The sequence below is a fragment of the Gilliamella sp. Pra-s60 genome (assembly GCF_009795755.1).
In the GTDB taxonomy this organism is placed as follows: Bacteria; Pseudomonadota; Gammaproteobacteria; order Enterobacterales; family Orbaceae; genus Gilliamella.
In genome coordinates this window covers 48,849-75,525 of the sequence record NZ_WTFA01000009.1, presented here as the reverse complement: position 1 = coordinate 75,525, position 26,677 = coordinate 48,849, and the positions used below count along the sequence as shown (strand labels likewise).

Annotated in this window: 23 protein-coding genes; 16 read left to right on the top strand and 7 right to left on the bottom strand. The window is 29.6% G+C overall.

All coding sequences use genetic code 11. The features are described 5' to 3' along the window. Nucleotides 1-137: 137 nt before the first annotated feature. The gene (locus GQ596_RS07610; RefSeq protein WP_160401082.1) at nt 138-1,340 is read left to right on the top strand and encodes a tyrosine-type recombinase/integrase; all 1,203 of its coding nucleotides are present in this window, start codon (nt 138-140) and stop codon (nt 1,338-1,340) included. A gap of 44 nt (nt 1,341-1,384) precedes the next feature. Beyond that, nucleotides 1,385-1,909 (top strand): AlpA family transcriptional regulator, encoded by a 525-nt coding sequence (locus tag GQ596_RS07605; protein WP_160401081.1) that lies wholly within the window; start codon nt 1,385-1,387, stop codon nt 1,907-1,909. A 61-nt stretch (nt 1,910-1,970) separates the two neighbouring features. On the opposite strand, the gene GQ596_RS07600 is transcribed toward GQ596_RS07605, so the two are convergent. Then, the gene (locus GQ596_RS07600; RefSeq protein ID WP_160401080.1) at nt 1,971-2,450 is read right to left on the bottom strand and encodes an alpha-N-acetylglucosaminidase TIM-barrel domain-containing protein; all 480 of its coding nucleotides are present in this window, start codon (nt 2,448-2,450) and stop codon (nt 1,971-1,973) included. Between the two features lie 293 nt (nt 2,451-2,743). Between GQ596_RS07600 and GQ596_RS07595 the strand changes: the two genes are divergently transcribed. From GQ596_RS07595 to GQ596_RS07585, 3 genes are all read left to right on the top strand, one after another. Further along, a complete protein-coding gene (locus GQ596_RS07595) occupies nt 2,744-3,064 on the top strand; it encodes a hypothetical protein (protein ID WP_160401079.1) in 321 nt (106 codons plus the stop codon). A gap of 524 nt (nt 3,065-3,588) precedes the next feature. Continuing rightward, nucleotides 3,589-6,258, top strand: coding sequence for a DotA/TraY family protein (locus GQ596_RS07590; RefSeq protein WP_160401078.1), 2,670 nt, complete (start codon nt 3,589-3,591; stop codon nt 6,256-6,258). 1,066 nt (nt 6,259-7,324) lie between these two features. Then, nucleotides 7,325-8,464, top strand: coding sequence for a hypothetical protein (locus GQ596_RS07585; RefSeq protein ID WP_160401077.1), 1,140 nt, complete (start codon nt 7,325-7,327; stop codon nt 8,462-8,464). 46 nt (nt 8,465-8,510) lie between these two features. Here GQ596_RS07585 and GQ596_RS07580 read toward each other — a convergent pair whose 3' ends face one another. From GQ596_RS07580 to GQ596_RS07570, 3 genes are read right to left on the bottom strand one after another with little or no spacing between them, the layout of a single operon-like run. Beyond that, nucleotides 8,511-9,455 (bottom strand): DNA-primase RepB domain-containing protein, encoded by a 945-nt coding sequence (locus GQ596_RS07580; RefSeq protein ID WP_160401076.1) that lies wholly within the window; start codon nt 9,453-9,455, stop codon nt 8,511-8,513. Between the two features lie 29 nt (nt 9,456-9,484). Beyond that, nucleotides 9,485-9,781, bottom strand: coding sequence for a hypothetical protein (locus GQ596_RS07575; protein ID WP_160401075.1), 297 nt, complete (start codon nt 9,779-9,781; stop codon nt 9,485-9,487). A gap of 33 nt (nt 9,782-9,814) precedes the next feature. Continuing rightward, the gene (locus GQ596_RS07570) at nt 9,815-10,237 is read right to left on the bottom strand and encodes a hypothetical protein (RefSeq protein WP_160401074.1); all 423 of its coding nucleotides are present in this window, start codon (nt 10,235-10,237) and stop codon (nt 9,815-9,817) included. Nucleotides 10,238-11,346: 1,109 nt separating this feature from the next. Between GQ596_RS07570 and GQ596_RS07565 the strand changes: the two genes are divergently transcribed. Together GQ596_RS07565 and GQ596_RS07560 are read left to right on the top strand one after the other, a co-directional pair. Next, a complete protein-coding gene (locus tag GQ596_RS07565; RefSeq protein ID WP_160401073.1) occupies nt 11,347-12,144 on the top strand; it encodes a RepB family plasmid replication initiator protein in 798 nt (265 codons plus the stop codon). Between the two features lie 213 nt (nt 12,145-12,357). Continuing rightward, nucleotides 12,358-12,885, top strand: coding sequence for a hypothetical protein (locus GQ596_RS07560; RefSeq protein ID WP_160401072.1), 528 nt, complete (start codon nt 12,358-12,360; stop codon nt 12,883-12,885). A gap of 391 nt (nt 12,886-13,276) precedes the next feature. On the opposite strand, the gene GQ596_RS07555 is transcribed toward GQ596_RS07560, so the two are convergent. Then, entirely contained in the window at nt 13,277-14,308 is a 1,032-nt protein-coding gene (locus GQ596_RS07555; protein ID WP_160401071.1) for a LacI family DNA-binding transcriptional regulator, read from the bottom strand. 333 nt (nt 14,309-14,641) lie between these two features. On the opposite strand from GQ596_RS07555, the gene GQ596_RS07550 reads away from it, so the two are divergent. From GQ596_RS07550 to GQ596_RS07540, 3 genes are read left to right on the top strand one after another with little or no spacing between them, the layout of a single operon-like run. Then, nucleotides 14,642-15,085: a PTS sugar transporter subunit IIA gene (locus tag GQ596_RS07550; protein WP_160401070.1), complete on the top strand. Its 444-nt coding sequence runs from the start codon at nt 14,642-14,644 to the stop codon at nt 15,083-15,085. A 27-nt stretch (nt 15,086-15,112) separates the two neighbouring features. Next, nucleotides 15,113-15,385, top strand: coding sequence for a PTS sugar transporter subunit IIB (locus GQ596_RS07545; RefSeq protein ID WP_160401069.1), 273 nt, complete (start codon nt 15,113-15,115; stop codon nt 15,383-15,385). A 16-nt stretch (nt 15,386-15,401) separates the two neighbouring features. Next, on the top strand, nt 15,402-16,772 hold the full coding sequence (locus tag GQ596_RS07540; protein WP_160401068.1) for a PTS ascorbate transporter subunit IIC: 1,371 nt from the start codon (nt 15,402-15,404) through the stop codon (nt 16,770-16,772). Between the two features lie 76 nt (nt 16,773-16,848). On the opposite strand, the gene GQ596_RS07535 is transcribed toward GQ596_RS07540, so the two are convergent. After that, nucleotides 16,849-18,294: an APC family permease gene (locus GQ596_RS07535; protein WP_160401067.1), complete on the bottom strand. Its 1,446-nt coding sequence runs from the start codon at nt 18,292-18,294 to the stop codon at nt 16,849-16,851. Between the two features lie 184 nt (nt 18,295-18,478). Next, on the bottom strand, nt 18,479-19,513 hold the full coding sequence (gene adhP, locus GQ596_RS07530) for an alcohol dehydrogenase AdhP (RefSeq protein ID WP_160401066.1): 1,035 nt from the start codon (nt 19,511-19,513) through the stop codon (nt 18,479-18,481). A gap of 397 nt (nt 19,514-19,910) precedes the next feature. Between adhP and GQ596_RS07525 the strand changes: the two genes are divergently transcribed. The 6 genes from GQ596_RS07525 to GQ596_RS07500 are packed head-to-tail and all read left to right on the top strand — an operon-like array spanning nt 19,911 to nt 26,647. After that, entirely contained in the window at nt 19,911-21,506 is a 1,596-nt protein-coding gene (locus GQ596_RS07525; RefSeq protein WP_160401065.1) for an ABC transporter substrate-binding protein, read from the top strand. Nucleotides 21,507-21,518: 12 nt separating this feature from the next. Further along, nucleotides 21,519-22,493, top strand: a complete 975-nt coding sequence (locus GQ596_RS07520) for an ABC transporter permease (RefSeq protein ID WP_160401064.1) — start codon at nt 21,519-21,521, stop codon at nt 22,491-22,493. A gap of 2 nt (nt 22,494-22,495) precedes the next feature. Then, complete coding sequence (locus GQ596_RS07515; RefSeq protein WP_160401063.1) at nt 22,496-23,326, top strand: ABC transporter permease; 831 nt, start codon at nt 22,496-22,498, stop codon at nt 23,324-23,326. Continuing rightward, on the top strand, nt 23,323-24,963 hold the full coding sequence (locus GQ596_RS07510; RefSeq protein ID WP_160401062.1) for an ABC transporter ATP-binding protein: 1,641 nt from the start codon (nt 23,323-23,325) through the stop codon (nt 24,961-24,963). Before GQ596_RS07515 ends, GQ596_RS07510 begins: the two co-directional genes overlap by 4 nt. Before the next feature lie 12 nt (nt 24,964-24,975). Further along, the gene (locus tag GQ596_RS07505) at nt 24,976-25,827 is read left to right on the top strand and encodes a VOC family protein (protein ID WP_160401061.1); all 852 of its coding nucleotides are present in this window, start codon (nt 24,976-24,978) and stop codon (nt 25,825-25,827) included. Nucleotides 25,828-25,846: 19 nt separating this feature from the next. Then, entirely contained in the window at nt 25,847-26,647 is an 801-nt protein-coding gene (locus GQ596_RS07500; RefSeq protein WP_160401060.1) for a pyrroline-5-carboxylate reductase, read from the top strand. Nucleotides 26,648-26,677: the final 30 nt, after the last annotated feature.

Below are 26,677 nucleotides of genomic sequence, written 5' to 3'. Positions count from 1 at the left end.
TATAAATTCATTGAGACATAAAAAGACGTGTTTACACGCTATAAGATCGTCTTTTTGTATATTTTTATTGTATATTTTTTTAGTTTATAATCATTTTTATTAATATTTTTGTATATTTTTTAAAAATGGTAATAAGCATGAAAAGCAAAATTAATAGATTATTAGATTTAAATATTAAAAATGCTAAAGCGAAAGAAAAAGATTATTATTTGAACGATAATGATGGTTTATATTTGCTAGTTAAAACAAATGAATCAAAATTTTGGCGATTTAAATATATACACCCACTAACAAAAAAACAAAAGATGATTAGTTTTGGTAAATACCCCAAAATTTCACTTGCTGACGCTAGAGTTTTAAAAAAACAGTGTTTAGATTTGTTAGAAGAAAAAATAGATCCGCATTCTTTTTTTAAAAATGAAGAAACAAAAAATGATATTGAAGAAGAGAAATTAAAGAATGTTTTTAATGCTTTTTTAGAAAATAAAAGAAATAAAGTAAGTGAAAAACACTTTAGAAAAGTTAAAAATGCTATTAATACTTATATTTTAAGTAATACTGAATTAGCAAACAAACAAATAAAAGATATAAAAGCAACAGATTTTGAAAAAGTTTTAAAAGTTTGCGATGGTAGAGATTTAATAAAAAGATTATGTTGTTATATTAATAATGCATTTGATTTTGCTATAACTAAAAATTTTATTGAATACAATAAAATGAAAAATTTAATATTGTTATTTAATACAGTATCTAAAAAACCACGCCCAACCCTGCCCCCAACTGAATTACCTAACATATTGAAAAATATAAACAATTCCAATATTGAAGAAAAAACTAAGTTATTAATGTATTTTCAACTGTTAACGCTTGCTAGACCTAGCGAAGCGGTGAAATGTGAATGGAGCGAGATTGATTTAGAAAAAAAATTATGGACAATTAAAGCTGAAAAAATGAAGATGCGACGAGATCACATTGTACCACTCCCTGAACTTGTTATTGATATAATTATTAAATTAAAACAATCAAGTACAAATAATTTTTTATTTAGTAGCGATAAAACAAAATCGGGGCACATAAGTTTAGAAACTGCTAATAATGCTTTAAAAAGAATGGGTTATAAAAATGTATTGGTAGCGCATGGTTTTAGAAGTTTAGCAAGTACAGCTTTAAATGAAAGCTGTTTATTTACAGCAGACACAATAGAATTAGCATTAGCGCATGTTGATAAAAATACAGTACGAGCAACTTATAACAATGCTTTGTATTTAGAGCAAAGAAGAAAAATGCTGGAATGGTGGGCTGATTATGTAAAAAATGCTAGTAAATTTTCAATTTTTTAATTAAATTATTAATTATAATTAATTTTATTTATTTGAGAATTTGTATGACTAATAAAAATAAAGAAAATAATGAGAAATTAAATTTATTAACAATAAAAGAATTAGAAGATTTATTAAAAATCAGCAGAAGAACGATTGATAGATATTGTAAAAATCCAGATATTAACTTTCCAAAAAAAATAAAAATTGGAAAAAACAGTAGATTTAAAAGAACAGAAATAGAAGATTGGCTAGAAAATCAACGCTTAGTTGCTATGTATACAAATAATAAAATATTTAATTTAAATAATAAAGAAGAAGTTAATGAAAAAATAATTTTAGAAAATTTAATAACAAAAAAAGAAGCAATTATATTACTTAATAAAAGTAAAGAATTTTTTGAAAATAAAGAATTAAAGTTAACATGTTATAAAATTGGAAGTTTTTTATATTTTGATAGAAGTGAAATTACTAAAAAATGTAATTTAAAAGAAAAAGAATACTTATTAAATAAGTTTAAAATTGAAAAAGAAGAAGATGTACAGCAAAATAATAAAATTAATAAAATATTTAAAAAAACAACAATATAAAAGAATAAAAACCCCACTAAAAAGCGGGGTTTATTTTTTTACTTATTATTAATAATTATTTTTAAGCTACATCAGGAAAATATAATGTAGCTGTATAATCAATCTTATCTTGATTATTTACTTCCCATAATAAATTGGCAGAAAAATTATCTTGATTACACCATACCCACATTTTTTCTCTATAATCTTTTTTATTTTCTTGAGATTGTTTAACCTCTTTTAAAGTATCTAAAAAAATTTGTTTTGTTTTATCATCTACTTTTTCTAAAAATTTTCTACTTGCTGTTTCAAAAACATCTCTTTGCATGATCAATCTATACATTACTTCTGTATCATTAGATAAAGCTAATTTATAATTAGCAATTTGAGTTTGATAATTAAAAACCTCTTTTTTATAACGATCAATTTGTCTTTCATAACCAATTAACATTCCCATATTTGTCATATCATTATTAGACTGATCTATAAAATTTTTATAATCTGCTTGCAGTCTATCATAATGATTAGCAATATCATCGATAACGGCTTTGCCCCATAACATAATTCTTTACCTCTTACTCTAGATCAGATTTTACTGATTTTGTCAACTTTTAATTAATTATAACATTATGTTTTTTTAACTATATTTTGTTAAAAAAATGTCTATTTTTACTTCAAATATAGTATAGTATGATCGATTTTACAGATCAATATAATTAATTATAATAGATTAAGGTTATCATAACTAACTACACTGATCGATAAAATCTTTCAAAAATTTTTAAAAAGTAACAAGTTAAGTAAAAGAAAAGGCTTTTAATCTTTTGTTTGTTTAATTAAGATTGGATATGTAAAATGATATATAATATTTTTTTAATAATAAGAGTGACGTGGATTATTTCAGTTGCCGGTTTTCTTATTTTCTTCCCTTTTACTAAGTATAGCTTATATTCATCAGCAATTGCGTTTATAGTTAGTTTTATTCATACTTTTATTACAATTAGCATTATAGTATTTCTTTTTAAAAAGATTAAAAATAGTATAGAAAATAAAAAGTTAAAAAATATTACTACCACCAATGCTAATGCTAATGCTAACGTAACAGCTAGTAGTTCTAATTCGCAAATTATACAAAATCAAGTTAAAGTAAATAAACCTAAATTAGAAGATGATTGAAAAGAGGTTTTAACCTCTTTTTTATGTGTTTAATTAATATATCACTTTGATTTATATATAATGTTTAGTGTAAAGTGAGCTAGTAATTGACACGGCACAGCAAATAAAAATGACCAGCAGACTATAAACAACCAAAACCAGTCCCAGCTTAAAACCTTGATAATATTTGTACCGCCAAAATATATACAAACAGCAATCACAAACGTAGCTAATACATAAAATAATGTTAAAAAATTACTAGCTAAATCATACTTTATACTACTAAATTTATTTGTTTTCTTATTCATTCTTAACCTCTTTTTATGTCCAATTTTAAAGTCTCATTTTTAAAATAACTAATATTATTTATTTATAAAATATTTTAATAATGTCAATACTTTAACTAGTTTTTAATTTTAAATTTTTTAATAAAAATAATGAAAAAATAATGAAGTTAATAGTTGACATTATTTAAATATTTTATAAGTAACTATAAGTAGTTAAAAACTATACAAATAATAAAAATAAAAAGAGGTGAAATTATTATGAATATTAGTATTTATAAAAAAAATTTAGTGTTTATAACACTAATAACAACATTATTATTAATGTTTACTAGCAATGCGTTTGCTAGTGTAGATGTAGATCTGTTTAATATTAGTGACACGGATATATCAAAAAAATTATTTTTGGATATCTATTTTCCTGAAGATGATATGACTAAAAGCCCGCTTTCATCAGCTTTGTTAGCTTTTAATAGTGTTGTGTTAATGGTTGGCGGTATTATTGTTGCTTATACGTTAATGGCGGGAACAATGTCTACAGCGCATGACGGTCAAATTTTGGGTAAAAAATGGTCATCTATGTGGTTGCCGATAAGAATGGCTACAAGTACTGCTTTTTTAGTACCCGTTTCAGGCGGTTTTTGTGCTATACAAATGTTCATGCTATGGGTTATTCAAATGAGCATAGGAGCGGCGTCTCATGTTTGGCAAGAATACGTGGCAAATATGGGGGTAGCAAATGGTGTAGTTGTTCCTAATATTTCTAATCAAAAAATCGATACACTCGCTAAGCAGGTTTTTTTATCTAATTTGTGCGTTGTAGCAACAAATGATTTGTATAAACAGATTGGAAAAAATGATGTTGAATTGTCAAGCAAGTGGATTTCTCCAAAATCTAACGTTAATCAAATAAATAAAGAAATTTCTAGAAAATCATATAATTATGTAAGCACTGGCGGTTATTATGGTTATAGTTTAAAACCTGAAATTTTCGAATTGCCATTTCAATTTTTGAGTTTTGGTGCAGATCAAATAGCGGGCGTGAGCGGATCAGTTAGTAATATGGCTAATTCTGTAAAAATCGACAATAAAAATTATAAAATAGGTAGGGATCTAAGAGCTTGCGGTGCTTATATAGTACAAACAAAAAGTAATGATCTTGATAAAAAATTGGGAGATTACAAAAACTTAGCACCTTTATTTGATACTGTATTACAAAATCAAGTTTATTTTTTAAATAAGTTGCATTCGGATATGTCTTTATTAGCACGTCAGTATTATAAAGATACTAACAGCGTTGATTTACAAGCAAAAATTGATGAAGCTATTGATGCGTACAAAAAAAATAATGCGTTTGTGATTGAACAAGCATTTAAAAAGACTAATGCTTGGGATTCTTTTGCTGAATCTGTTAATAAAGATGGGTGGATGCTTGCGGGGTCGTGGAGTATAAGGCTTATTCAAATACAAGAAATTTTAGGTCAGTTAGCTAATTTAACACCAATTAGCGTAGAACCAAGTTTCAGTTTTGAACAACTTTGGCAAGGAACAGAGTTAGCGTCTTTAATGAATAAAGCAAGCGGTGACTTGGAAGCGAGTGCTTCTAATAGTAGGCATGTAAACGGATTAACACAACAAGCATTAGCAAAATATGAACAATATGAGCAAAAAAATAAAAAAGATGGTGACGCAGGAAGTCGAGCAATTACAGGAATTTTTAACGGAATAAATAAAGAAGCAAGTAATACTTTTTCATTTTCAATAAATCCATTTAATGATGATGGTAATGCTTCTGCGCATAGTCTGGTAAAGACAATGCAAGATTCAGCAGGTTCAATTAACCCATTAACTATAGCAAAATATTATGGAGATTTAGCAATAAATTTAGGTAGTGTTGTAATAGGTGTAAGCGCAGGGGTAGCGGGTGTTGCGGGGATTTTTTCTGGATCTATAGTTGGTAATGCTTTAATAGCTGTTGTTGCTTTCATGCCAATTTCTATTAGCCTTTGGATCGTCGGTAATTCACTGTCTGTACTATTACCACTTACTCCTTACATGTTATGGCTTGGTATGGTCGGCGGTTGGATGATATTAGTGTTAGAAGCCATGGTAGCTGCTCCACTTTGGGTAGTGACTCAATTACAACCTGATGCTGACGGTTTTACTGGTAAAGGAAGTACTGGATATGGATTAGTTTTATCGCTTGCTTTGCGTCCAACATTAATGATTATTGGTTTAATTTGCGCAATTGAAATGTTAAACATTTTAGGTGGGTTATTATCAGAAACTTTCCCAGCTATGCTTGCGCTAACAGGGATTGCGGGGGGTAGTATAATAAAAACAATAGCAATTTTATTTGTATACTTCGGTGTTTTGTACAGCATTATAAACAAATCATTTTCATTGATTCATGTTATACCTGATGAGATCATGAAGTGGTTAAATGTCAATGCTGGGCAAAGTTTAGCTTCTTATGCTAAAGAATCTCAAAACACAACAATGGCAAAAGCTGCTTTAGCTAAAGTTGGTTTAGATCAAGCTGGTGGGGTTGCTAGAGGTGCTGGAAATAAAGTAAATTCATTTAAAGCAAATGCTGTTGCTAACAAAAAACAACAAGCAAAACAAGCTGAAATACAACAAAAAGAACAAGCGCAACAACAAGAAAAAATGAATAAAAAAGAAGATTTAGATATGCTTGAAAATGCTTATAAAGAAACTGCTACAAAACAAGAATTCGACAGTTTAGCGCAACAAGCAAATAGTAAATTAGCACTATCTAAACTTGCTTTTGAAGCTGGTGATAAAACAAAAGCTAATGCTTATATGCAACAAGCAAAAGATTTAGGTAAACAATTACCAGTAGATCTGGCAAGAGAATCTGGGCTTGATGAAACTTTAATAAATTACAACAACAGAAATACTAAAAAATAATTTAAATACTAAATAAAAAGAGGTTAAAAGCCTCTTTTTTTTTGTGTTTAATTTATTTATTTTGTGTGTTTTTTTGTCAAAAAAAACCAATTAGTTTTATTAAATTTTAATGATTTTTGATTAAACAAAATAAGCAAATTTCACCAAAATTTTTAAAAAAATAAGCAAAAAAAAGCTATTTTTAATTAAAAAAAATAGCTCAAATTTTGAATTATGCCCACAAATATTTATGACTTTTTATATAATTTTGAGGTGAAAAATTGATGCGAATAGCTTCAATTTTTTTGTGAAAAAATTAATAAAAAGTAACAGGTTAGCGTTGACAAAACGCTAAAACTGATTAAATAAATATTTGTGGGCATAATGAAAAGTGGACTAATTAATTGTACAAATTAATTGGACACAAAACATACATTCATTCGGACAATTTTATTGTCCTAATAATGTAGGCAATGGCCGCTTATTTTTTGGTTTGAGCGAAGCGAAAAGCAAAAGATAAGGGGTTAGCGATGAGCTAAAATTGCCTCATTATTGTATCAAGTTTGTGCGAACGAGCAAGCAAGCAAAGCGAGCGAGCAAGTGAGCTAAACGCAGATAGAATAATGTTAGTTAATTAAAATAATTGATTTGAAGCTGAAGCGAAAAGCAATTTTTTAATTAACTAATTAGCCGTTTAATTTTGTTATTTTTTTTTGATTTGAAGCTTGGGCGAAAAGCAAAAAAAATATAAGAAATTAATAAGGCTAAAATGCTTAATGTAAGCAAAAATAAATAAGCGAAATGTAAGCATTAATTTTATTTTTATTGAATTTTTTGAGTGTAAAAACGAGAAAAATACAAAAAAAATAAAATAAAAAAAGTGAATATGCCCCAATTTTTTCATTAAAAAAATGGAATTTTTAGTAATTTTTGAAAAGAGTTTTTGAGCATAAAAGCTTAAAAACGAGATGAAAAAATCAATAAAAACAATAAATTTTTTTTAATTTTTGGCTTTGTTTTTTGAGCAAAAAAGCGAGAAAAACAAAACAAAAATTAAGAAAAATAATAACAAAAATAAGGGGGTATTATGAAACTTACATTATTACAAAATCGATTAAAAAATGAATATTTAAGCGAAATTGAACAACAAGCAAAATTAGAAAATAAAGCTGTAGGTATTTGTAAAAACAAAAAAATTAATGAAATTGTAAATGAGCTAAATGAGCATTATACAAGCAATAAAGCAACTTATGAAACTTATTTGAAAGTATATAACAGATTAATAAATAACAATAAAAATGTTGAAAAATCAGAAATTAATTTATTGCTACATAAAGCAAAAACTAGAGCAACTTATGATTTGTATAGAAGTTCTTTAAAGTATGGATTAATTAACGAAATTAAAGAATTACAAAAAAAATCTGACTATGCTAGAAAAAATAAAAAAACGAATGAAATGATAGACTTAACTAATCAAGCATTTGATTTAGCAATTGTACTAAAAGACAATTTTAAGCTGAATAAAGAGACTATTATATTTGAAAGAGTAAACAGCAAAAGAAAAACACTTAATAAAATGCCTAAACTTGTAAACATTTTAAAAAATATGGATAAGCAATGTTTGGAAAAATATAAAGATATTTTAATTGTATATGATTTATTTGGACTAAGACCGGCGGAGTTTAAAAAAGGGGTTAGTTTGAAATTAAAACAAGATGAAAATGGAGAAAATGTAATTGAAGCGACGATAAAAGGCGCAAAAATCGGCAAACATTCGGGACAGGACGTGAGAATTTGTACTACAACGCTTGAAAAAGATAATGAATTACATAAAGAATTCTATAAAAACGTGTTTAGACAACAGCTTAGAAATAGTGGGGTTTACAAGATAGAGCAAGATGAAAAAACTTATAAAAGCTTGAGCAAATTTTTTTATAGAAAATACGGAACTGCTGTAAGTTTGTACAGCTTTAGGCATAAAGTTGCTAGTGACTTAAAACGAACAAAAACAGATGAAGACACGATCGCCGCATTTTTAGGTCACAGAGTCGACAAATCCCAAACTTACTACGGCAACTATCAAAAAGGATCAGGTGGCGGTAGAAAGTTTGAAGCAACGGCGACACACAAAATAAAACACACTAAAAATTATAACTTTAATTTTAATTATAATAATAGTAATAGTGTTATTAATAAATATAGAAAAAATATTACTATATTGTACTAATAAAAAAGCCCCAATTTGGGGCTTTTACTTAAAAATAAGTTAAATTTTATATACTAAAACCTTTTTTATTTTCTTTTTTATGTTCTTCTTCTAACTTGTCTAATGCTTTTTTTATTGTGCGAATTGTGTAATCTTCTGTATGTTCTCTTTTATTATCATCAAGTACGGCTGCACAAATATTCTTATATTCTGCATATTTATTCAGCGTGTTTTTTATTGCGTTAAAATCAATTACACTATCGTCTAAACACCATTTTTGCTTTTTTGCTAGTCCAATCCATCGATTTTTTTCTTTATTAAAGAATTTACTAATTTCTAAATATTCTTCACTGTTTCTATCCACTTGTTTTATTTCATTAATTTCAATATCGTTATTATTGTTAGTATTGTTTGTAGTAAGTAAAATGTTTGGATTTTTAATGCAATTTTGAATATATTCATTTTCATCCATTATTTTTAAAAAATTAAAAACTTTAAAACGTATATCATCTTCATCTTTTTCTTCTATTGCTTTAACTAAAAAATCATTTCTACCCTCTTTTTTATTTCTAAATCCTGCTAATCTAAACGGGTGTACTGCGCCAGCAAATTTTGGATCACCGTATTTTTTGTTCATTGCTTTAACAAAAAAATTAGCAAGCTTTTGATTTGCCTCTCTTTTACTAACCATATAAATAAATTGATAATTTTTTTCAGAAGTTTCTAAATGCAAAATTGGTTTTCCAAATTCTATTTTTAATTCATTAATCATTTCTTCGCTTTTAATATCGTCAATAACTAAATAATAATAAGATTGACTTAGCGGTGTTATATAAATATCAGATCCATTTTTATTTAAATTATATAACTCGTTATATATTTTAAATTCTTTAATTTTTGCGCTACTATATATTTTTGTATTAACATAATTATTTGCTCTATTAATAGTAGTAATTCTATATTCTGATGCTAACAACTTATCTATTTGATCTTTATACTTTTTATATTCCATTTTTTAATCCTCTTTTTTATTATTGTTGTTTATATACTTTTATTTAATGCTTTGTAATGTACTCTGCTGTTTTTTAAAATAATGTTATATAAAACATTAATATAAAGTAATAAATTGTCTTCTTTTTCAGCTTTGTTTAAGTTTACTAAGTCAATCTTGTATATTTTATAATCATTGTCGATTATGAAATTTGTTAAACTTAATAACTTTATATTTATTGTATTTTTTATACTTTCTAATATGTTATTTTCTCTAACCGTTTGATTTTCTTTATCTTTTAAGCTGTTGTATGTTTTTATATCACTTATTAAATTTTCTATTTTCATTGCTTACCTCTTTATTATTCTTCTTATTTCTTATTAAATAGTTGCTGTTGTTGTTTGTTCTACTTGTTCTTCTACTTGTGTTGCTTGCTCTGTTTTTACAACATTTCTTTTTTTGTAAACTCTTGAATATTCAATCTTTTCTTCTTCTATCCATTTTTTTAAATACTTAAGTTGCTTTGTTTCAAAATCTCTTATAATAAAGATCGATCCTTTGGGCACAACAACTTTGTGATATCTTCTACTTCCATCTGAGTAAGGATAATTTTTGATAAATTCGATTTTTGGACATACACGTGCATCAGATCTATTGCTGTATGTGTAAGCAATTGGTACACCCGCTATTCTTAAAGCTCCTATTGTTCTATCAATATCTTTTTTTACTTTAATTTTTATATCGATTAATTTATTCACTACTGCTTTAGTTGTTTTTTTAACTTTCATTATTTTTTTTGACATGGCTCAATTCCTTATATTAATTATTATTATTTAGAAAAACTGCGTAACTTTTTGTTTTAGTTACATTATTTTGTTTTCTCACTTATAGTTATATAAAATCTGGTTAAATTGTAAAGTTAGTTTTTTAGCATTTTGTGCTATTAATTGTATTTTTTTAAACTTTTATATGCTATGATTGTTGGTTTTTCTTTATTTGTAATAAATAAAAGTTTATACTTAAATATAATTGTTATTTTTAAAAAAGACAAAACTAATTGATTACTTATTGAGCGGTTGAACTTATTTTTATTGTATTTTTTTTGAAATAGTGGTAAGTTAAAAGGTTAGTGTTATTTTAGACAATAAAAAACCCTTTTTGATAAAAGGGTTTTGGTTAAAAAAGTACATTTTCTATCATAATAATAATAATAATAAGTTTAAGAGATAAAATTATTATTACTTATACTTATAGTAAATATATTTGAATTGTCAATACCAAATTCATAAAAAAATTATATAGTTAGTAATCATAAAAATTACTTTGTTTTTTATAGCACGTTACTTATGTACTTTACAAATAACTTATATTTAGCACATACATATAATCCCTTTCCAAAAACATTTTTTATTTAGCTTATTATTTAAAAATCTACAGATTTTTAAATGTTCCACACAAGTCTTTTTTAGCGCAAGTCTCAAGCAAGCTTGCTTGCTATGATTTTGTGTGTGCTGCCAAGCACCCAATCCCTTAACCGATCTTTTTTTTATTTTTAAAAATCTACAGGTTTTTAAAAATCTTTATTAAAATTATTCTTGTTTTACTTTATTATTTTATTATTTTCTTATTTTCAGCTTGTTTTTAAGCTAAATTAACCAATAATATCAATACGTTACAAAATTCATTGACGACAAAAAGAATGTAAATAACGACATTTCGAATGTTAAAAACGACAAAAAGAATGTTAATAACGACAAAAAGAATGTTGAACGACAAAACGAATGTTAAAAAAAATATTCATTTTTTTTGGATTATTTTATAAAAAACGATTACTTTTAAAGTATGCGTTGACAAACAGCAAAAACTGATTAAATAAATAACTATAAATATAATAATAAAGGAGATAATAATAATGAGCGATTTAATAGTATATAAAAGCAATGATTTAGTAAATGCTAGCTACAATTTAACGCTAGCAGAACAGAGAATAATATTGTTTGCTATTAGTAAGTTAAATCCTGCTAGCGCTGACAATAAAACAGTTGTTATAAAAGCAAGTGAATTTGCTAAACAGTTTAATAAAATTGATAAAAACAGTATATATAAAGCAATAAAAGACGGTTTGGATGACTTGTATAATAAGTCTATAATTTTAAAAAATGAGCAAAAAAAAATTACGTTTAGATGGCTACAAGCAAAAGCTTATTTAGATAATGAAGCAACAGCGGAATTAACTTTTTCGGATCAAATAATTCCTTATCTTTTTGATTTAAAAAACAAATTTACTAAATATAAGTTAAGCAATATAAGTACATTTAAAAGCGTATATAGTATACGTTTGTATGAATTATTAGCACAATATAAAGTAATAAAAGCAAGAAATATTGAAGTTAGTGAACTTAGAGAAATATTATTACTTGATGACAAATATACAAGATCTTTTGACTTTAAAAAGCGAGTACTTGAAAAAGCAGTAAATGAATTAAATGAAAAAAGTGATTTAAGTATTAGTTATAAAATAAGTGATGATGTTATTGCTTTTAGTATTAAATCAAAAAAATTAGAAGAAGATAAAGAATTAGTAGCAATAAATAGTAGTAGTAATAAAGAGTATAAAAGTAGATCTACAGCAAAATATACAAAAAAACAACAAAAAACAAATAAATCAAGTAGTTATATGAATAATTTAAAAAATGGTTTATTTCTTTAAATATACAAAAGCACTTAATAGTGCTTTTTAACCTACTGTTTAAGTACGTGTACTTGAGCAGTCAATTCACCTTTCAATCACCTAAAAAAATATTAAAAAACATAATATTAGTTATTGACATAATTAAAAATATTTTACATATATTATATAAATAAGTTCCTGTTTAAGTACATGTACCTGAACAGATAAATAATAATAACGAGGTAAAAAAATATGGATGAAAAATATGATGATTACAATAAAAATTTAGAAAAATTACATAATGAAATCAATGAATTAGTAGAAAGAGAAAAAGAATATGAAGAACTTAAACAACATTTTAAATTTTGTAAAAAAGAACGTCTGGGATTCAATTTGAAATTTTTTAAAAAAATGGGCGGAGTAAAAAGAGGTTTAAACGCAAAAAGAAATCAGTTAAATATAATTTATACTATAATTTTGTTGGAGAGAAAAAAAGGTTTAAAAATAACTGCGTATTTTGCTAAAAAATTAATAAAAAAATTTTTTAATGTAAGTATAAAAAATGCTGAATTATTTAAGTATTTTAGTTGTAAAAATAACATTAAAATATGTAAAAATGTTAACATTAATACATATTGCGAAATAGATGAAATAAGTAATTTATATGAATATGCTACTTTAAAAATTGAAGATAATATATTTTTATTAAAAAATAAAAATAATAATAAAGAAGAAGTTAAAAAAGTAAACATTAAAAATATACAAAAAATAAGTATATAGCTTTGTTTAAGTACGTGTACTTAAACACGTGTAAGTAATAAAGCATTTAAAAGTGCTTTATTATTTGTATATTATATTTACTAATAGTGTATTAACTGTTATTATAAAAAATATTTATATGTATACGATTTGTATACGAAAAATTCATAAAAAAATATCTAATTGAATTATAAGGATTTTTTGATTCAATTAGAAGGCTCTCTCGCCGACCAATTTTAAATGAAAAAGCCTACTCAAATAAGTAGGCTTTTTTATTGTTTTATTCAATCTTAATCAAAGTAAAAATTGATTAAACACCAAACAAAGTATAAACAAATAACGTTACTTTAATAATCTCTTTCAAAAATCTAGTATCAAACATTGCTTTACTTTAATTAATCTTTATTAAAATTTATAAACTAGATCGCGGTTTAATCACAGGCAATAATTCCGACAAATCTGACTTGTGCTTACTTTCAGTATTTTTTAGATGATTTAATAATAAAGTTGCGATGTACTCCCCTATTTTTTGGGATTGTAATGCTACTGTTGTTAACGCAGGGAAGCTCACTTGACTAAATTCATTATCACCAAACCCACTTACAGCTAATTGATGAGGAACACGAATATGGCGCCGTTGGCATTCATACAATACTCCACAAGCTAATTCATCTGTAGTGCAAATTAGAGCATCAAGTTCTGACCAATTCAGAAGAATATCAGGTAACAATTCTGCTCCTGTATTAAAATTAGCCGGTTTAGCTGCATTAACAATTCGATGAGAAGGTAAATGATAAGTAAGCATTGCTTTGTACCAACCATGCAAGCGTTGTTGAAAAAGGTGATATTGCTGGTTAGCACAAAGTAATGCAATATTTTGGTAACCTTTTTTAATAACATGTTCAGTTAACTTATACATTGCAAAACTATCATCAAATTCAACATTAATATTGATTAATTCATCATGCTTTTTACCAACATTCATAATTGGTACTGTTTTGTTCTGAATAATTTTCTTTATAAAAGTTTCATGTTCAACATAAAATAGCAGTATTGCTTGAAGATTATGACTGTAAAGTGTGTCTAATAATTGTGATTCACTCTTATGATAATGATAAGATTCTATTATAAATGTTGTATAGCCTTTTTTTATTAAATTTGTTTGTAATGCATCAAGCAATGTTTTAGCTGAATGGTCGTATATTTTTGTTGTAATAATTGCAATAACTTGATTAGAAGATGCAGATGCTAATAAACTGGCTGCAATATTGGGTTTGTATCCTAATGTATCAACAGCAAGTTGAATTTTTTGCCTAAGCTTATCTGATACCAATTCTGGAGTTCGCAAAGCCCTAGATACCGTCATAGTTCCAACACCTGCATGTTTAGCAACATCAAATAAGGTAATTTGCCCAGTACTCCTACGTTTTTTGGTATCCTGCATCTTTCATCCCAATTGACTTTAATTTAACCTTCTTATTTATATAAACTAAACCTTACTTTAAAAGCAGAAAATTAACAGAACATTGTTCATTAATTATGTCTGATATAATAGTTTTATATTTTAAACCATCATTATTTTTATAATATTATTATGCTAATACCCAATTATTTTAGCGTTAATTCTTTAAAAATGTTACCTACATCACACAATAGAAAAAATTTCTTTTAACTTTTGATAGCGCTATCACATTTCTATTATTTTTTAATACCTATTAGTACTTAGTATGTTAACTTGTTAACCATTATTAATAATAACAGTTTTAATGGAGGTAAAATGTTAGAAACATGGTTAACCAGTAAAACAGTCAACATTGTCGATTCAGTCGGCAATTGGAAAGAGGCAATACAACTTTGTGCTGCCCCATTATTAAAAAATAATACTATTACACCAAATTATATTAATTCTATTATTGAGTTACATGAATCAATTGGACCTTATTATGTATTGGCACCTGGTATTGCTATGCCACATGCCAGACCAGAACAAGGCGTAAACCAATTAAGTCTATCCATGTTATTGGTCAAACAAGGGGTTAAATTTAACTCACAAGAAAATGATCCTGTCTATTTAATTACTTTATTAGCAGCGAATGATAATACTAGCCACATTGAAATATTAACTCAATTGGCTGCACTGTTTGGTGAGGCAAGTGATATTCAGAAAATTTTTAAGGCACAAACCTCTGCTCAAATATTGTCTGTTATCAATAACTATTAAATTAAACTCAACAAAAGGATAAACAAAATGAAAATTATGGCTGTTTGTGGTTCAGGTCTTGGTAGTAGTTTTATGGTTGAAATGAATATTAAAAAAGTTATTAAAAAACTAAATATTAATGCTGAAGTAACGCATGCTGATTTGGCGTCTGCAACACCAGATCAGGCTGATCTATTTGTTATGACAAAAGATTTAGCCGCCAGTTCAGGAATTCCTGATGATAAATTAGTGGTATTAAACAATATCATTGATATCAACGATTTAGAAACAAAACTCGTTGAATATTTTGCAAAGCACTAAATTATGAGGTGTTGCCATGATTCAAGAAATAATAAAATTTATTGTTGATATTCTAAAAACCCCAGCTATATTAGTTGGTTTTATTGCTATGGCTGGGCTTATCGTTCAACGTAAATCATTTACCGATACAGTAAAGGGCACTGTTAAAACTATTTTAGGTTTTTTGGTATTAAGTGGCGGTGCGTCTGTACTTATCAGCGCAATTACTCCATTAGGTATGATGTTTGAACAAGCTTTTAAATTACAAGGAATTATTCCTAATAATGAAGCCATTGTATCTTTGGCATTAACTAAGTATGGCACAGCAACAGCTTTAATTATGGCATTTGGTATGGTAGCTAATATTGTCGTTGCTAGGTTTACCCGTTTGAAATTTATATTTTTAACTGGGCATCATACTTTTTACATGGCTTGTATGATTAGTATTATCCTAACTGTAGCTGGTTTTGAAAACTGGCAATTAATATTAACAGGCTCATTAATACTTGGTCTTATCATGGCTTTCTTCCCTGCTTTAGCTCAACCACAGATGCGTAAGATTACAGGAAATGATGATGTAGCATTTGGCCACTTTGGAACTTTAGGGTATGTACTAGCTGGTTATCTTGGTAAATTATTTGGTAAAAATTCTCGCTCAACGGAAGATATGAATTTACCTAAAAATTTAAGCTTTTTAAGAGATAGTTCGATTTCTATCTCATTAACTATGATGATTGTTTATTTGATTCTTGCTATATTTGCTGGTTCTGATTATGTCCAAAAAACATTAAGTAAAGGCGATAATTATCTCGTTTATGCAATCATAGAAGCAATTACCTTTGCCGCTGGTGTTTTTATTATTTTACAAGGTGTTAGGCTTATCCTTGCTGAAATAGTACCTGCATTTACTGGTTTTTCAGAAAAATTGGTACCGAACGCAAAACCGGCTTTAGATTGTCCGGTTGTTTTTCCATATGCGCCAAATGCAGTTTTGATCGGTTTCCTATTTAGCTTCATCGGTGGTCTAGTCGGCTTATTCGTGCTAGGTAAATTAAACACAGTACTTATACTGCCTAGTGTTGTTCCTCATTTTTTCTGTGGTGCAACTGCTGGGGTTTTTGGTAATGCGATGGGTGGTCGTCGTGGTGCAATGATTGGTGCGTTTGCTAATGGTTTATTAGTGACATTTTTACCGGTTCTTTTATTGCCTGTCTTAGGATCGCTTGGTTTTGCAAATACAACTTTCTCTGATGTCGATTTTTGTGGTATCGGGATTATTCTAGGTAATATGGCAAAATGGTTTAATAAAGATATTATAATGGGTATTTTCATTGCTATTTTTGCATTATTGGTAATATTCAACTATACATTTAAACCTAAAAAAAATATCGGAGAGAACGTTGAGTAAATGGTTACTATCTCATTTACAAAAAATATTATGCCAGACAAATTGTCTGGCTTTTTTCATAAACCCTTTTTATTTTTTAGTTGCTAACAAAAAATCCACAAGCAACAAACAAACTAATAATAATAATTGTTGACACTGCAATGGTTACCATTCTTTTTATTTTATATTTTTTAATTTCACCAAGAGAAAGCTCTCTATTTTTATTTTTACAATAGTAATAATAAACAGGTAAACCAATTAAAGTCAGTACAATAGAAATAATACCATTTATGGTTTGGTAAACTAACATACCATAAATAACATAAATAGCTCCTAGCATTGCAATAATAGGGATTATTGGATAACCAATAATTTTATAAGGCCTAGGTACATCTGGATATTTTTTACGGGCAATCATCACTCCAATAAACGTTAATAAATAAAATACCCAGATAGAAAACATTGAAATTTCAGATAATCGATCCGCATCAAGAAACATTGAGTACAGAAAAGAAAAAACAACTAAAACAATAATTGCATTAACTGGTGAACGGCTATCATCATCAATGGTACTTAAATAACGAGCACCGATAAGAGTTCCCCTCTCAGCCATACTAAATATAGTACGAGATAACGTCATAATATATCCATTAATGCCACCCAGAATAGAAACCATAATACCAACGGCCACCAAATTTCCCCCAAAATGCCCAAACATCCGTTGTGAAGCAACAGATGATGCTTTATGCCCAAGAGAAACCATCTCTTGCACAGGAAAAATTTTAAATAATGCAATGTTAATACAAGCATAAACGGCTACAAGAAAAACTATGCCAAAAATAATCGCTTTAGGTAATACTTTTGATGGATTATTTATCTCACCAGCAACTGAAGCTACCTGTGCCCAACCATCATAAGCAAAAAGTGTTGCAAGGATGGCCACAGCAAAAGGAGCACACGTTTCAATACCTTGCCCGCTAGCTGTAAATAATGCCACTTGACCATTACCTTTACATAGCCCAAATATTGCTAATAACAATATAGGAATTAGTTTACAAACCGTAGCAATCGTCTGTAAATAACCAGCCTGCCTGACACCAATAGCGTTAATGAAAGCGATAAAACCTAAAACTCCAGCACTTACAGCCATTCGATAAACATCATTAATGTTAAACAATGAACAAAATACTGAACTAAAATAACCTACTAATGCCCCAACTAAAGAAGGGGAAAAAATAACTGTAATCATCCATCCATAAAGATGAGCTACTTTAGCTCCATAGATTTTTTCTAAATAAACCAGCATCCCTCCTGTTTTTGGAAACATAACACCAAGTTCACAAAGAGTTAAGCCTCCACAAATGGAAATAGCACCACCGATTATCCATGCTAATAATGCATAATTATAATCACCAGTAACTTCTAATACAGCTGGTGGTTTCATAAATGCCCCAGCCCCTAAAACCATGCCAACAACCAACGATAATGCTGAAACTAAACCAAGATCTTTCTTTAGGCTATTTTCTAAATTATGTTCTGCCATAAAGGTCCTCTTAAAACATATAAAATAAATAAGCGAAACTGGGTTATAATAGGCATTTATTAGTAAAACACAAGGAAGATTAAGTTTTTTATATTAAAATTATAAGAATCAAGTAAATAAAACAATTTTATTTATAAAAAAAGCCAGCACTAAGCTAGCTTTTAGAATTGATAGTAAAATTAACTTATTTATTTTTCTTCATTTTCATATCAACAACCATACGACCTCGAATTCTACCAGCTTTCATTTCGTCAATCATATCATTGATATCTTCCAATGGTCTTTTTTCGACTATTGGTACAACTTTTCCTTCTGCACTAAAACGAAATGCTTCCGCTAAATCTTCACGAGTACCCACCAATGAACCTAAAACTTGAATACCATCCAATACTGTTTTAGGAATACTTAAATCCATATTTTCAGAAGGTAAACCTAATGCAACAACACGTCCTAAAGGGCGCACTGAATTGATAGCTTGATTGAATGCTGTTTTAGTCACAGAAGTTACAACGGCACCATGAACACCACCATCAGTATGCTTTTTAATATAAGCACCAACATCTTCAACTTTTTTAGGATTAACAACTAAATCAGCACCTAATGTTTTACATAATTCTAATTGGCTATCACTATTACTGATTGCAACTACTTTATTGTTAAATACTTTTTTACCATATTCAATTGCTAGTGTTCCTAGTCCACCAATACCAAATACAGCAAGCCATTGACCTGGTTTTGTATTTGCTACTTTAATGCCTTTATATGTAGTTACACCTGCACAAGTGACACTTGTTGCTTGTGCGGGATCGAGCCCTTCTGGTACTTTAACCGCATAATCGGCCTTAACAATACACTGTTCTGCCATACCGCCATCAACAGTATAACCAGAATTTAAAGCACTTCGACAAAATGTTTCATTACCTGAAATACAATACTCACAAGTACCACACCCTGCATGAAACCAAGCAATACTAACTCGATCTCCAATTTTCAGGCTTTTTACATCAGGAGCGATTTTGATCACAATCCCTACGCCTTCGTGACCAATAACGCGCCCTGGTTTTTTACCAAAATCCCCTGCTGCAACATGGAGATCTGTATGGCAAAGACCACAATATTCAACATCAACAAGCGCTTCTCCAGATTCTAAAGGACGAACTGGGATATCTTTAATTTCAACTTGCCCATCACATTCTTGTTTGATAACAGCAGCTTTCATATTTTTCTCCTAAATAATTTTAAAGTTAAAATATAATTGATTCTCATTCTAAACGAATTATTTTGAAAAAATATGAGTAATTTCACAATTTTATAAAAAATATTGATGCTTTAATAAGCTACACTAAAACACACAAATCTCTCAAGATTTGTGAACTCAATAATAGTTGATAAGCGTAATAATATAACGTGCAATTAGTTATTTGATTTCATACAAATCCCAAAATATTGTAATTATAGACTCGATAATCACCAAAAACATATATAACCAAAAGTAATATAAATATGAGTAATTAGCATTTCTCAACTTAATTTAAAGTTCATATAGTGAGATCCTAAAATTATTTAATTGATGAATAAATATCTTTATATGGTGACAATTATTTCAAGGAATCCTCATGAAAATTTTTAATTATAAGAAAGCACTGATTAATACTTTTTTTTCAATTTTGTTACCGTTCTACGCTATGGCAGATAATACTCCACAGCAAGGAGGAACACTTGTTGTCCATTATTCTGGTGAACAAAGAATACTCAACCCAGCACTACGAGCTTCAACAGGGGTATATGAAATATCAGGAAAGATCATAGAATCACTTGTTGATCTTGATGCAGATGGAAATATTATTCCGGTCTTAGCTACATCTTGGTCATCATCTTCTGACGGTAAAGCAATTACATTTAAATTACGTGAAGAAGTTAAATGGCACGATGGCAAACCATTTTCAGCAGAAGATGTTAAATATAGTGCGATTGAATTCTGGAAAAAACGTTTAAATTTTTCAACAGCGTTGCAACTTAATTTAACTTCTGTTGATACACCAGATAAATATACTGTTGTATTTAATTATTCTCGACCTATGCCATTAGATCTCTTATTACGTGCTTTAGTTGATTTGGGTTATGTTGTACCTAAACATTTATATGAAGGAACTGATATTTTAAACAATCCTTATAATACAGCCCCAGTGGGAACTGGACCATTTAAGTTTGTTGAATACCAAAGAGGACAACACATTATTGTTGAAAGAAACCCTGATTATTGGCGTAAAGGTTTTCCTTATCTAGATAAAATTGTTTGGCGTATCATCGACGATAAATCATCCGCCTCTGCAGCATTAGAAAGCGGTCAAATTCATTTAAGTACCTATTCCAAACTTAGTCTTGCCGATATTAATCGATTCAAACAGAACCCAACGTTTGAAGTATTAACAAAAGGATCACAAGCAAATATCTTCAATAACACGCTTGAATTTAATTTCCGCAATCCAATCATTGCAAACCTGAATGTCCGTAAAGCAATAATACAATCACTTAATATTCCCTTCTTTACTAATGATTTTTTATATGGTTTAGGAAAACCTGCAACAGGAATTATTCCCTCATCATCAAAATCATTCTATCCATCAAATAGCAAAATAATCTATCCTTTTGATCAACAAAAATCTGAAGCTTTATTAGACGAGGCTGGTTATAGACGAAAATCGGATGGTATACGATTTAATTTGAAATTAGTGCATATCAATAATGGAGAAGATGTACCACTTTTTGCAACTTTTATTCAACAATCTCTTGCCGAAATTGGTATTAACGTCACCATAATCAATCTTGATACTGCTGGAGCCTTAAACGCAGTTTATAAACAACATGATTTTGATATCGCAACAGGTTGGCATCAATATCGCGGTGACCCAGCAGTATCAACAACAGTTTGGTTACGCTCTGGTAGTCCTGATGGTGCTCCATGGACCAACCAATATGGTTGGAAATCAGACAAAGTAGATACCCTAATCGATGCAGCTGCCACTGAAATTGATCCAGTTAAACGAAAAGCCCTATACGCAGAGTTAGTTGATGTTGTCAACAATGAATTACCATTATGGTTTGCAACCGAGCGCGATTTTATCTCTGTTGTTAGCACCAAAGTGCACAATCATCACAATACAGCACGTTGGCCATCAAGTAGTTGGTTTGATGTTTGGATAGAACAATAAGGAAATAAGATAATGCATTTATTCACACTAGTAATTAGACGATTATTAACTACTATTCCAGCATTGCTTATTATTTTAATAGGACTATTCCTTTTATTACAATTAGCACCAGGAGACACAGTGGATGCATTACTTGCTCAAATTGGAGGAGCTGAATCAAGTGTTATAAATGAAATGCGTCATCACTATGAACTTGATCAATCTACCAGTTCACGTTTATTTAATTATTTATGGCGACTAGTTCATTTAGATTTAGGACAATCAGCCATCTATAATAAACCAGTAAGCTATATTATTATCGAACGATTACCTGCAACATTATTATTAATGGGTAGTGCAATGTTGTTAGCTTTCTCTATTGGTACCATTTTAGGGATTTTAGCTGCACAAAAAGTCAATCGCTGGCAAGATTCACTAATTTCGGTATTAGGATTAATATTCTACTCTACACCATCATTTTGGCTTGCATTGATGGGAATAGTTGTTTTCTCGATTTACTTGAATTGGTTACCTCCTAGTGGCTTTGGAACCGTTGGTCAATCACTAACGGGAATTACCGCTATACTCGATATCGCATGGTATTTAATCTTACCTACTATTACATTAGCACTTGTTTATCTTGCTATTTATTTACGTATCATGCGCGCCTCATTGCTTGAAGTTTCAACTCTTGATTTTGTAAAAACAGCTAAAGCTAAAGGCCTAACCTCACGAAAAGTTTTAAACGATCATATTTTACGTAATGCAATGTTACCAATGATTACACTAATTGGCTTACAAGCAAGCACTATGCTTGGTGGCTCAGTTGTCATTGAAACTATTTTTACAATTCCTGGACTAGGACGATTAGCTTATGACTCAGTAACTCAACGCGATTTAAATACCTTATTAGGTGTAGTTTTTATATCCGCCATTTTGGTTATCGTCATCAATTTCATTATCGACATTCTTTATGCAAAACTTGACCCTAGAATTATAGGATACTAATTATGACGCTATTAAAAAATTATTTCCGTAGTCCTATTGCAAGCTTTGGGCTAATTTTATTGCTATTAATTATTATCATTGCATTAACCGCTGATTGGTTTTTCCCGGGGAACCCTCTTAGTTTAGCTGGACGACCATTACAGTGGCCATTCACAAACCCCAAATTTTATTTAGGAACAGATCAAGTCGGTCGAAATATTGCGGCACAACTTTTTCATGGCGCTAGAGTTTCACTCTTAATTGGTTTAATTGCCACAATAATTTCGATTACTATTGGCATAATCATAGGCGCAATATCAGGGTTTTATGGCGGTTGGATCGACGATATTTTGATGCGTTTTACTGAAGCCTTTCAAATTCTGCCAAATTTTTTACTACTACTGGTAGCTGTTGCCGTATTTGGTTCAACAATCGGGGTTATCATTTTTGCTATTGGTATAGTTTCATGGCCACCAGTAGCCCGATTAACTCGCGCCGAATTTTTATCATTACGTAACCGTGAATTTATTCAAGCGGATAAAACGATTGGCATGAATTCAATACGACTAATGTTCAACGAAATCTTACCTAATGCACTACCACCAGTTATGATGTATGCCAGTGTAATTTTATCAACATCAATATTACTTGAAAGCGCCCTAGCCTTTTTAAACCTTTCCGATCCTAATATCGCTTCTTGGGGAAATTTAGTTGGAGGAGGAAGAGCTGTATTACGCCAACAGTGGTACGTATCTGCAATACCAGGTATTGCAATACTATTAACCGTGCTCTCAACTTCACTCGTTGGTCAAGGTTTGAATGATGCACTCAATCCGAGGTTAAAAAAACGATGAAAGATAAAAAATTAACAGTAAAAAATTTAACTATTACACTACCAAGTGGAGCTGATCGTACAAATGCTATAAACGATGTATCACTCGATCTTTATCCAAATGAAATACTTTGCATTGTTGGTGAAAGTGGTTCGGGTAAATCCATACTTTCAAATGCAATTATGGGATTATTACCGGATGAAGTTATTGTTTCACAAGGTGAAATTAATTTTAATAATAACAACTTGTTAACTTATAGCGAAGACCAAATGCGTAAAATTCGTGGAGCCCATATTGGAATGGTATTTCAAGATCCAATGACGGCTTTAAATCCACTTAAAACAATCGCCAGTCAAATTGGCGAAATGTTTACCATCCACACCAATTTGAGTAAAAAAGAGATTAAACGTAAAGTTATTGAACTACTAACTGACGTACAAATTTCAGACCCAATAGCAGCAGCTAAAGCTTATCCACATCAACTTTCTGGAGGACAAAGACAAAGAGCAATGATTGCAATGGCATTAGCGCTCGAACCAACTATTTTGATTGCTGATGAACCAACTACAGCACTAGATGTCACCACACAAGCATGCATTTTAAAACTAATTCGACAATTACAAATACGTAAAGGAACTTCAATCCTTTTTATTACTCATGATTTTGGAGTTGTAGCAGAAATTGCAACCCGTGTTATTGTAATGCAACAAGGAAAGATAGTCGAACAAGGCTCTGTTAAAGATGTATTAAATAACCCTTTACATCCTTACACTCAAAAATTAATAGCTGCTGTTCCACCATTAGTACCAGGTGACGTTCGTCGAATAAACAAAGAAATTATTCTTCAAGCAAAATCAGTATCTAAAACCTATCATAACCATAGCTTGTTTAAACATAATCGTCGAATTACCTATGCTGTTAATAACGTTAGTTTCAAGTTACATAAAGGTAGCACGCTTGGTATAGTAGGAGAAAGCGGCTCCGGAAAATCAACTCTTGCACGTTGCATAATAAAACTATTAGATATTGATAGCGGTCAAATTGACTTCAATCAAACTAATATCGCAAACCTAAAAGGTAAAAAACTAAAACAGTATACTCGCCATATCCAAATGGTATTTCAAGATCCTTATGCATCATTAAACCCTCGCCGTAAGGTTGGTGAACAAGTTGCCATGGGACCTTGGCTTTATGGAGCCTCAAAACTTGAAGCTAGAACAAAAGCCGAAGAATTATTCAAACTTGTTGGATTAGGCAGTGAAGCATTAAATCGTTATCCACATGAATTTTCTGGGGGTCAACGGCAACGTATTGGGATTGCCAGAGCTTTAGCACTAGAACCCAAAGTATTAATTGCCGATGAACCTGTATCTGCACTAGATGTTTCCGTTCAATCACAAGTACTTGAATTACTATCACAATTACAACAAAAATTAGGATTAACAATACTTTTTATAACTCATGATTTACGTGTTGCAGCTCAAATTTGTGATCATATTTTGGTAATGAAATCAGGCCAAATTGTCGAGCATGGAATTGCTTCGCAAGTATTCTTACATCCTACACACACTTATACTAAAAACCTACTTAACGCTGTTCCTGGGCAAGGTTGGAACCCTCCTCGTTTAATCGATATGTCTCCAGCCATCCACATTTAAGGAGTTAACCTTATGACACAAATTATTCCACAAATTGACCATGTCGTAATAACAGTATCCGACAAGCTTGAGCAAGCTTATCTTCAATACCAAAAATTGGGATTTACCATGACACCAAGAGGGCACCATTCACTTGGTACAAGTAATAATTTGGCTATTTTTGGTACAACCTATCTAGAACTTTTAGGGTATGAATCCCAAAACACAAGTAAAGTCGATACTAGTTGGCGTTTTGATGATGGTTTAACAGGACTAGTATTCAAAACTCAAGATGCAGAAAGTTTATATCAATCATTAATAGCTAGTGGAATAAAAGTTGAAGGTAGTGCACCTAAATCATTTTTTAGACCAGTTGAATTAAATGATGGAACCTGTCCTGAAGCTCGTTTTAAAACAGTACGATTAGACCCTACTTACACACCAAATGGACAAATCTTCTTTTGCGATCAGTTAACACCAGAATTAATTTGGCGAAAAGAATGGCAAAATCATGCCAACGGAGTTATTAACATAAAAGAAGTTATCATAGAAGCCACCGATCCTGCCAAATCTATTAATTTATTAAAAAAAACTTTCTCAACTGCCAATATTGTTGACATTGAAGGAGGTTTACGCCTAATAGCAGAAGATAAACAAATCGATTATTTACACCCAACTTTTACGAAAAAAATTTTCGGATCATCACTAACTAAATCAAACAACCTCCAAGATCGTAAAGTTGCTTTAGCGTTTAAAACACATTCATTATCTCAAACCCAAAAAGCGTTAAAGTCAGGATGTATCTCATTCATTACACAACAAAATTCTATAATTGTACCAGCAAGTGAAACACTTGGTGTTGTAATGATTTTTAAAGAGAAATAATCAATAAGAGGTAGCAATAATGAGTAAAATTCTATTTATTGGTAGCGGACAAATGTCAGAAGCAATTATTCGAGCACTAATTACCAATAAAACCTATTTAGCAAATGACGTCTTGATCAATGACATTGATAACTCACGCTTACATTACTTACAAACAAAGTATAATGTTATACCAACAAAGCAAATAAAAAATACTGATATTATTGTATTGGGTGTGCGACCTCAGGATCAATGGCCTGAAATTGTTAAAAATTTAAAGCTAGAAAATAACAATACTATTCTAATTTCAATTATTGCTGGAGTATCTATTGCTCAAATAAAACAAGCATTAACTATTCACATACCAGTGATTAGGACTATTCCCAATACACTAACCGACACACAGTATGGTTATTCTGGCGTTGCAACCGATAACAATGATCAATGGATAATTAAACAAGAAAATGTTGTGAAGTTTTTTACCAGCTTTGGGAAATTAGAATATATCGATGAATCATTACTTAATATTTTTACTGGTTACGCCATTGCTGGACCTAACTATATTTACTATTTTTACGAATCAATGGTCGATGCTGGCGTATTAGCTGGATTATCGCGTGATGTAGCCAAACGAATTGCCATCGAAAATTTACATGGTGCGGCGGCAATGCTGCAACTAAGTAAAAAACACCCACGCGAATTACTTGATATAAACAATTCCCCTGCAGGGGTTGGTATCAATAGTCTTTACGAATTAAATAATAGCGACTTTACCGCCGCCTTACAACGTAGCATCCAAACCGCGATAAAACGAACAAAAGAATTGGGCGAAAACGAATAGAATAGAAAACAACAAAATAGACTGGCAAAT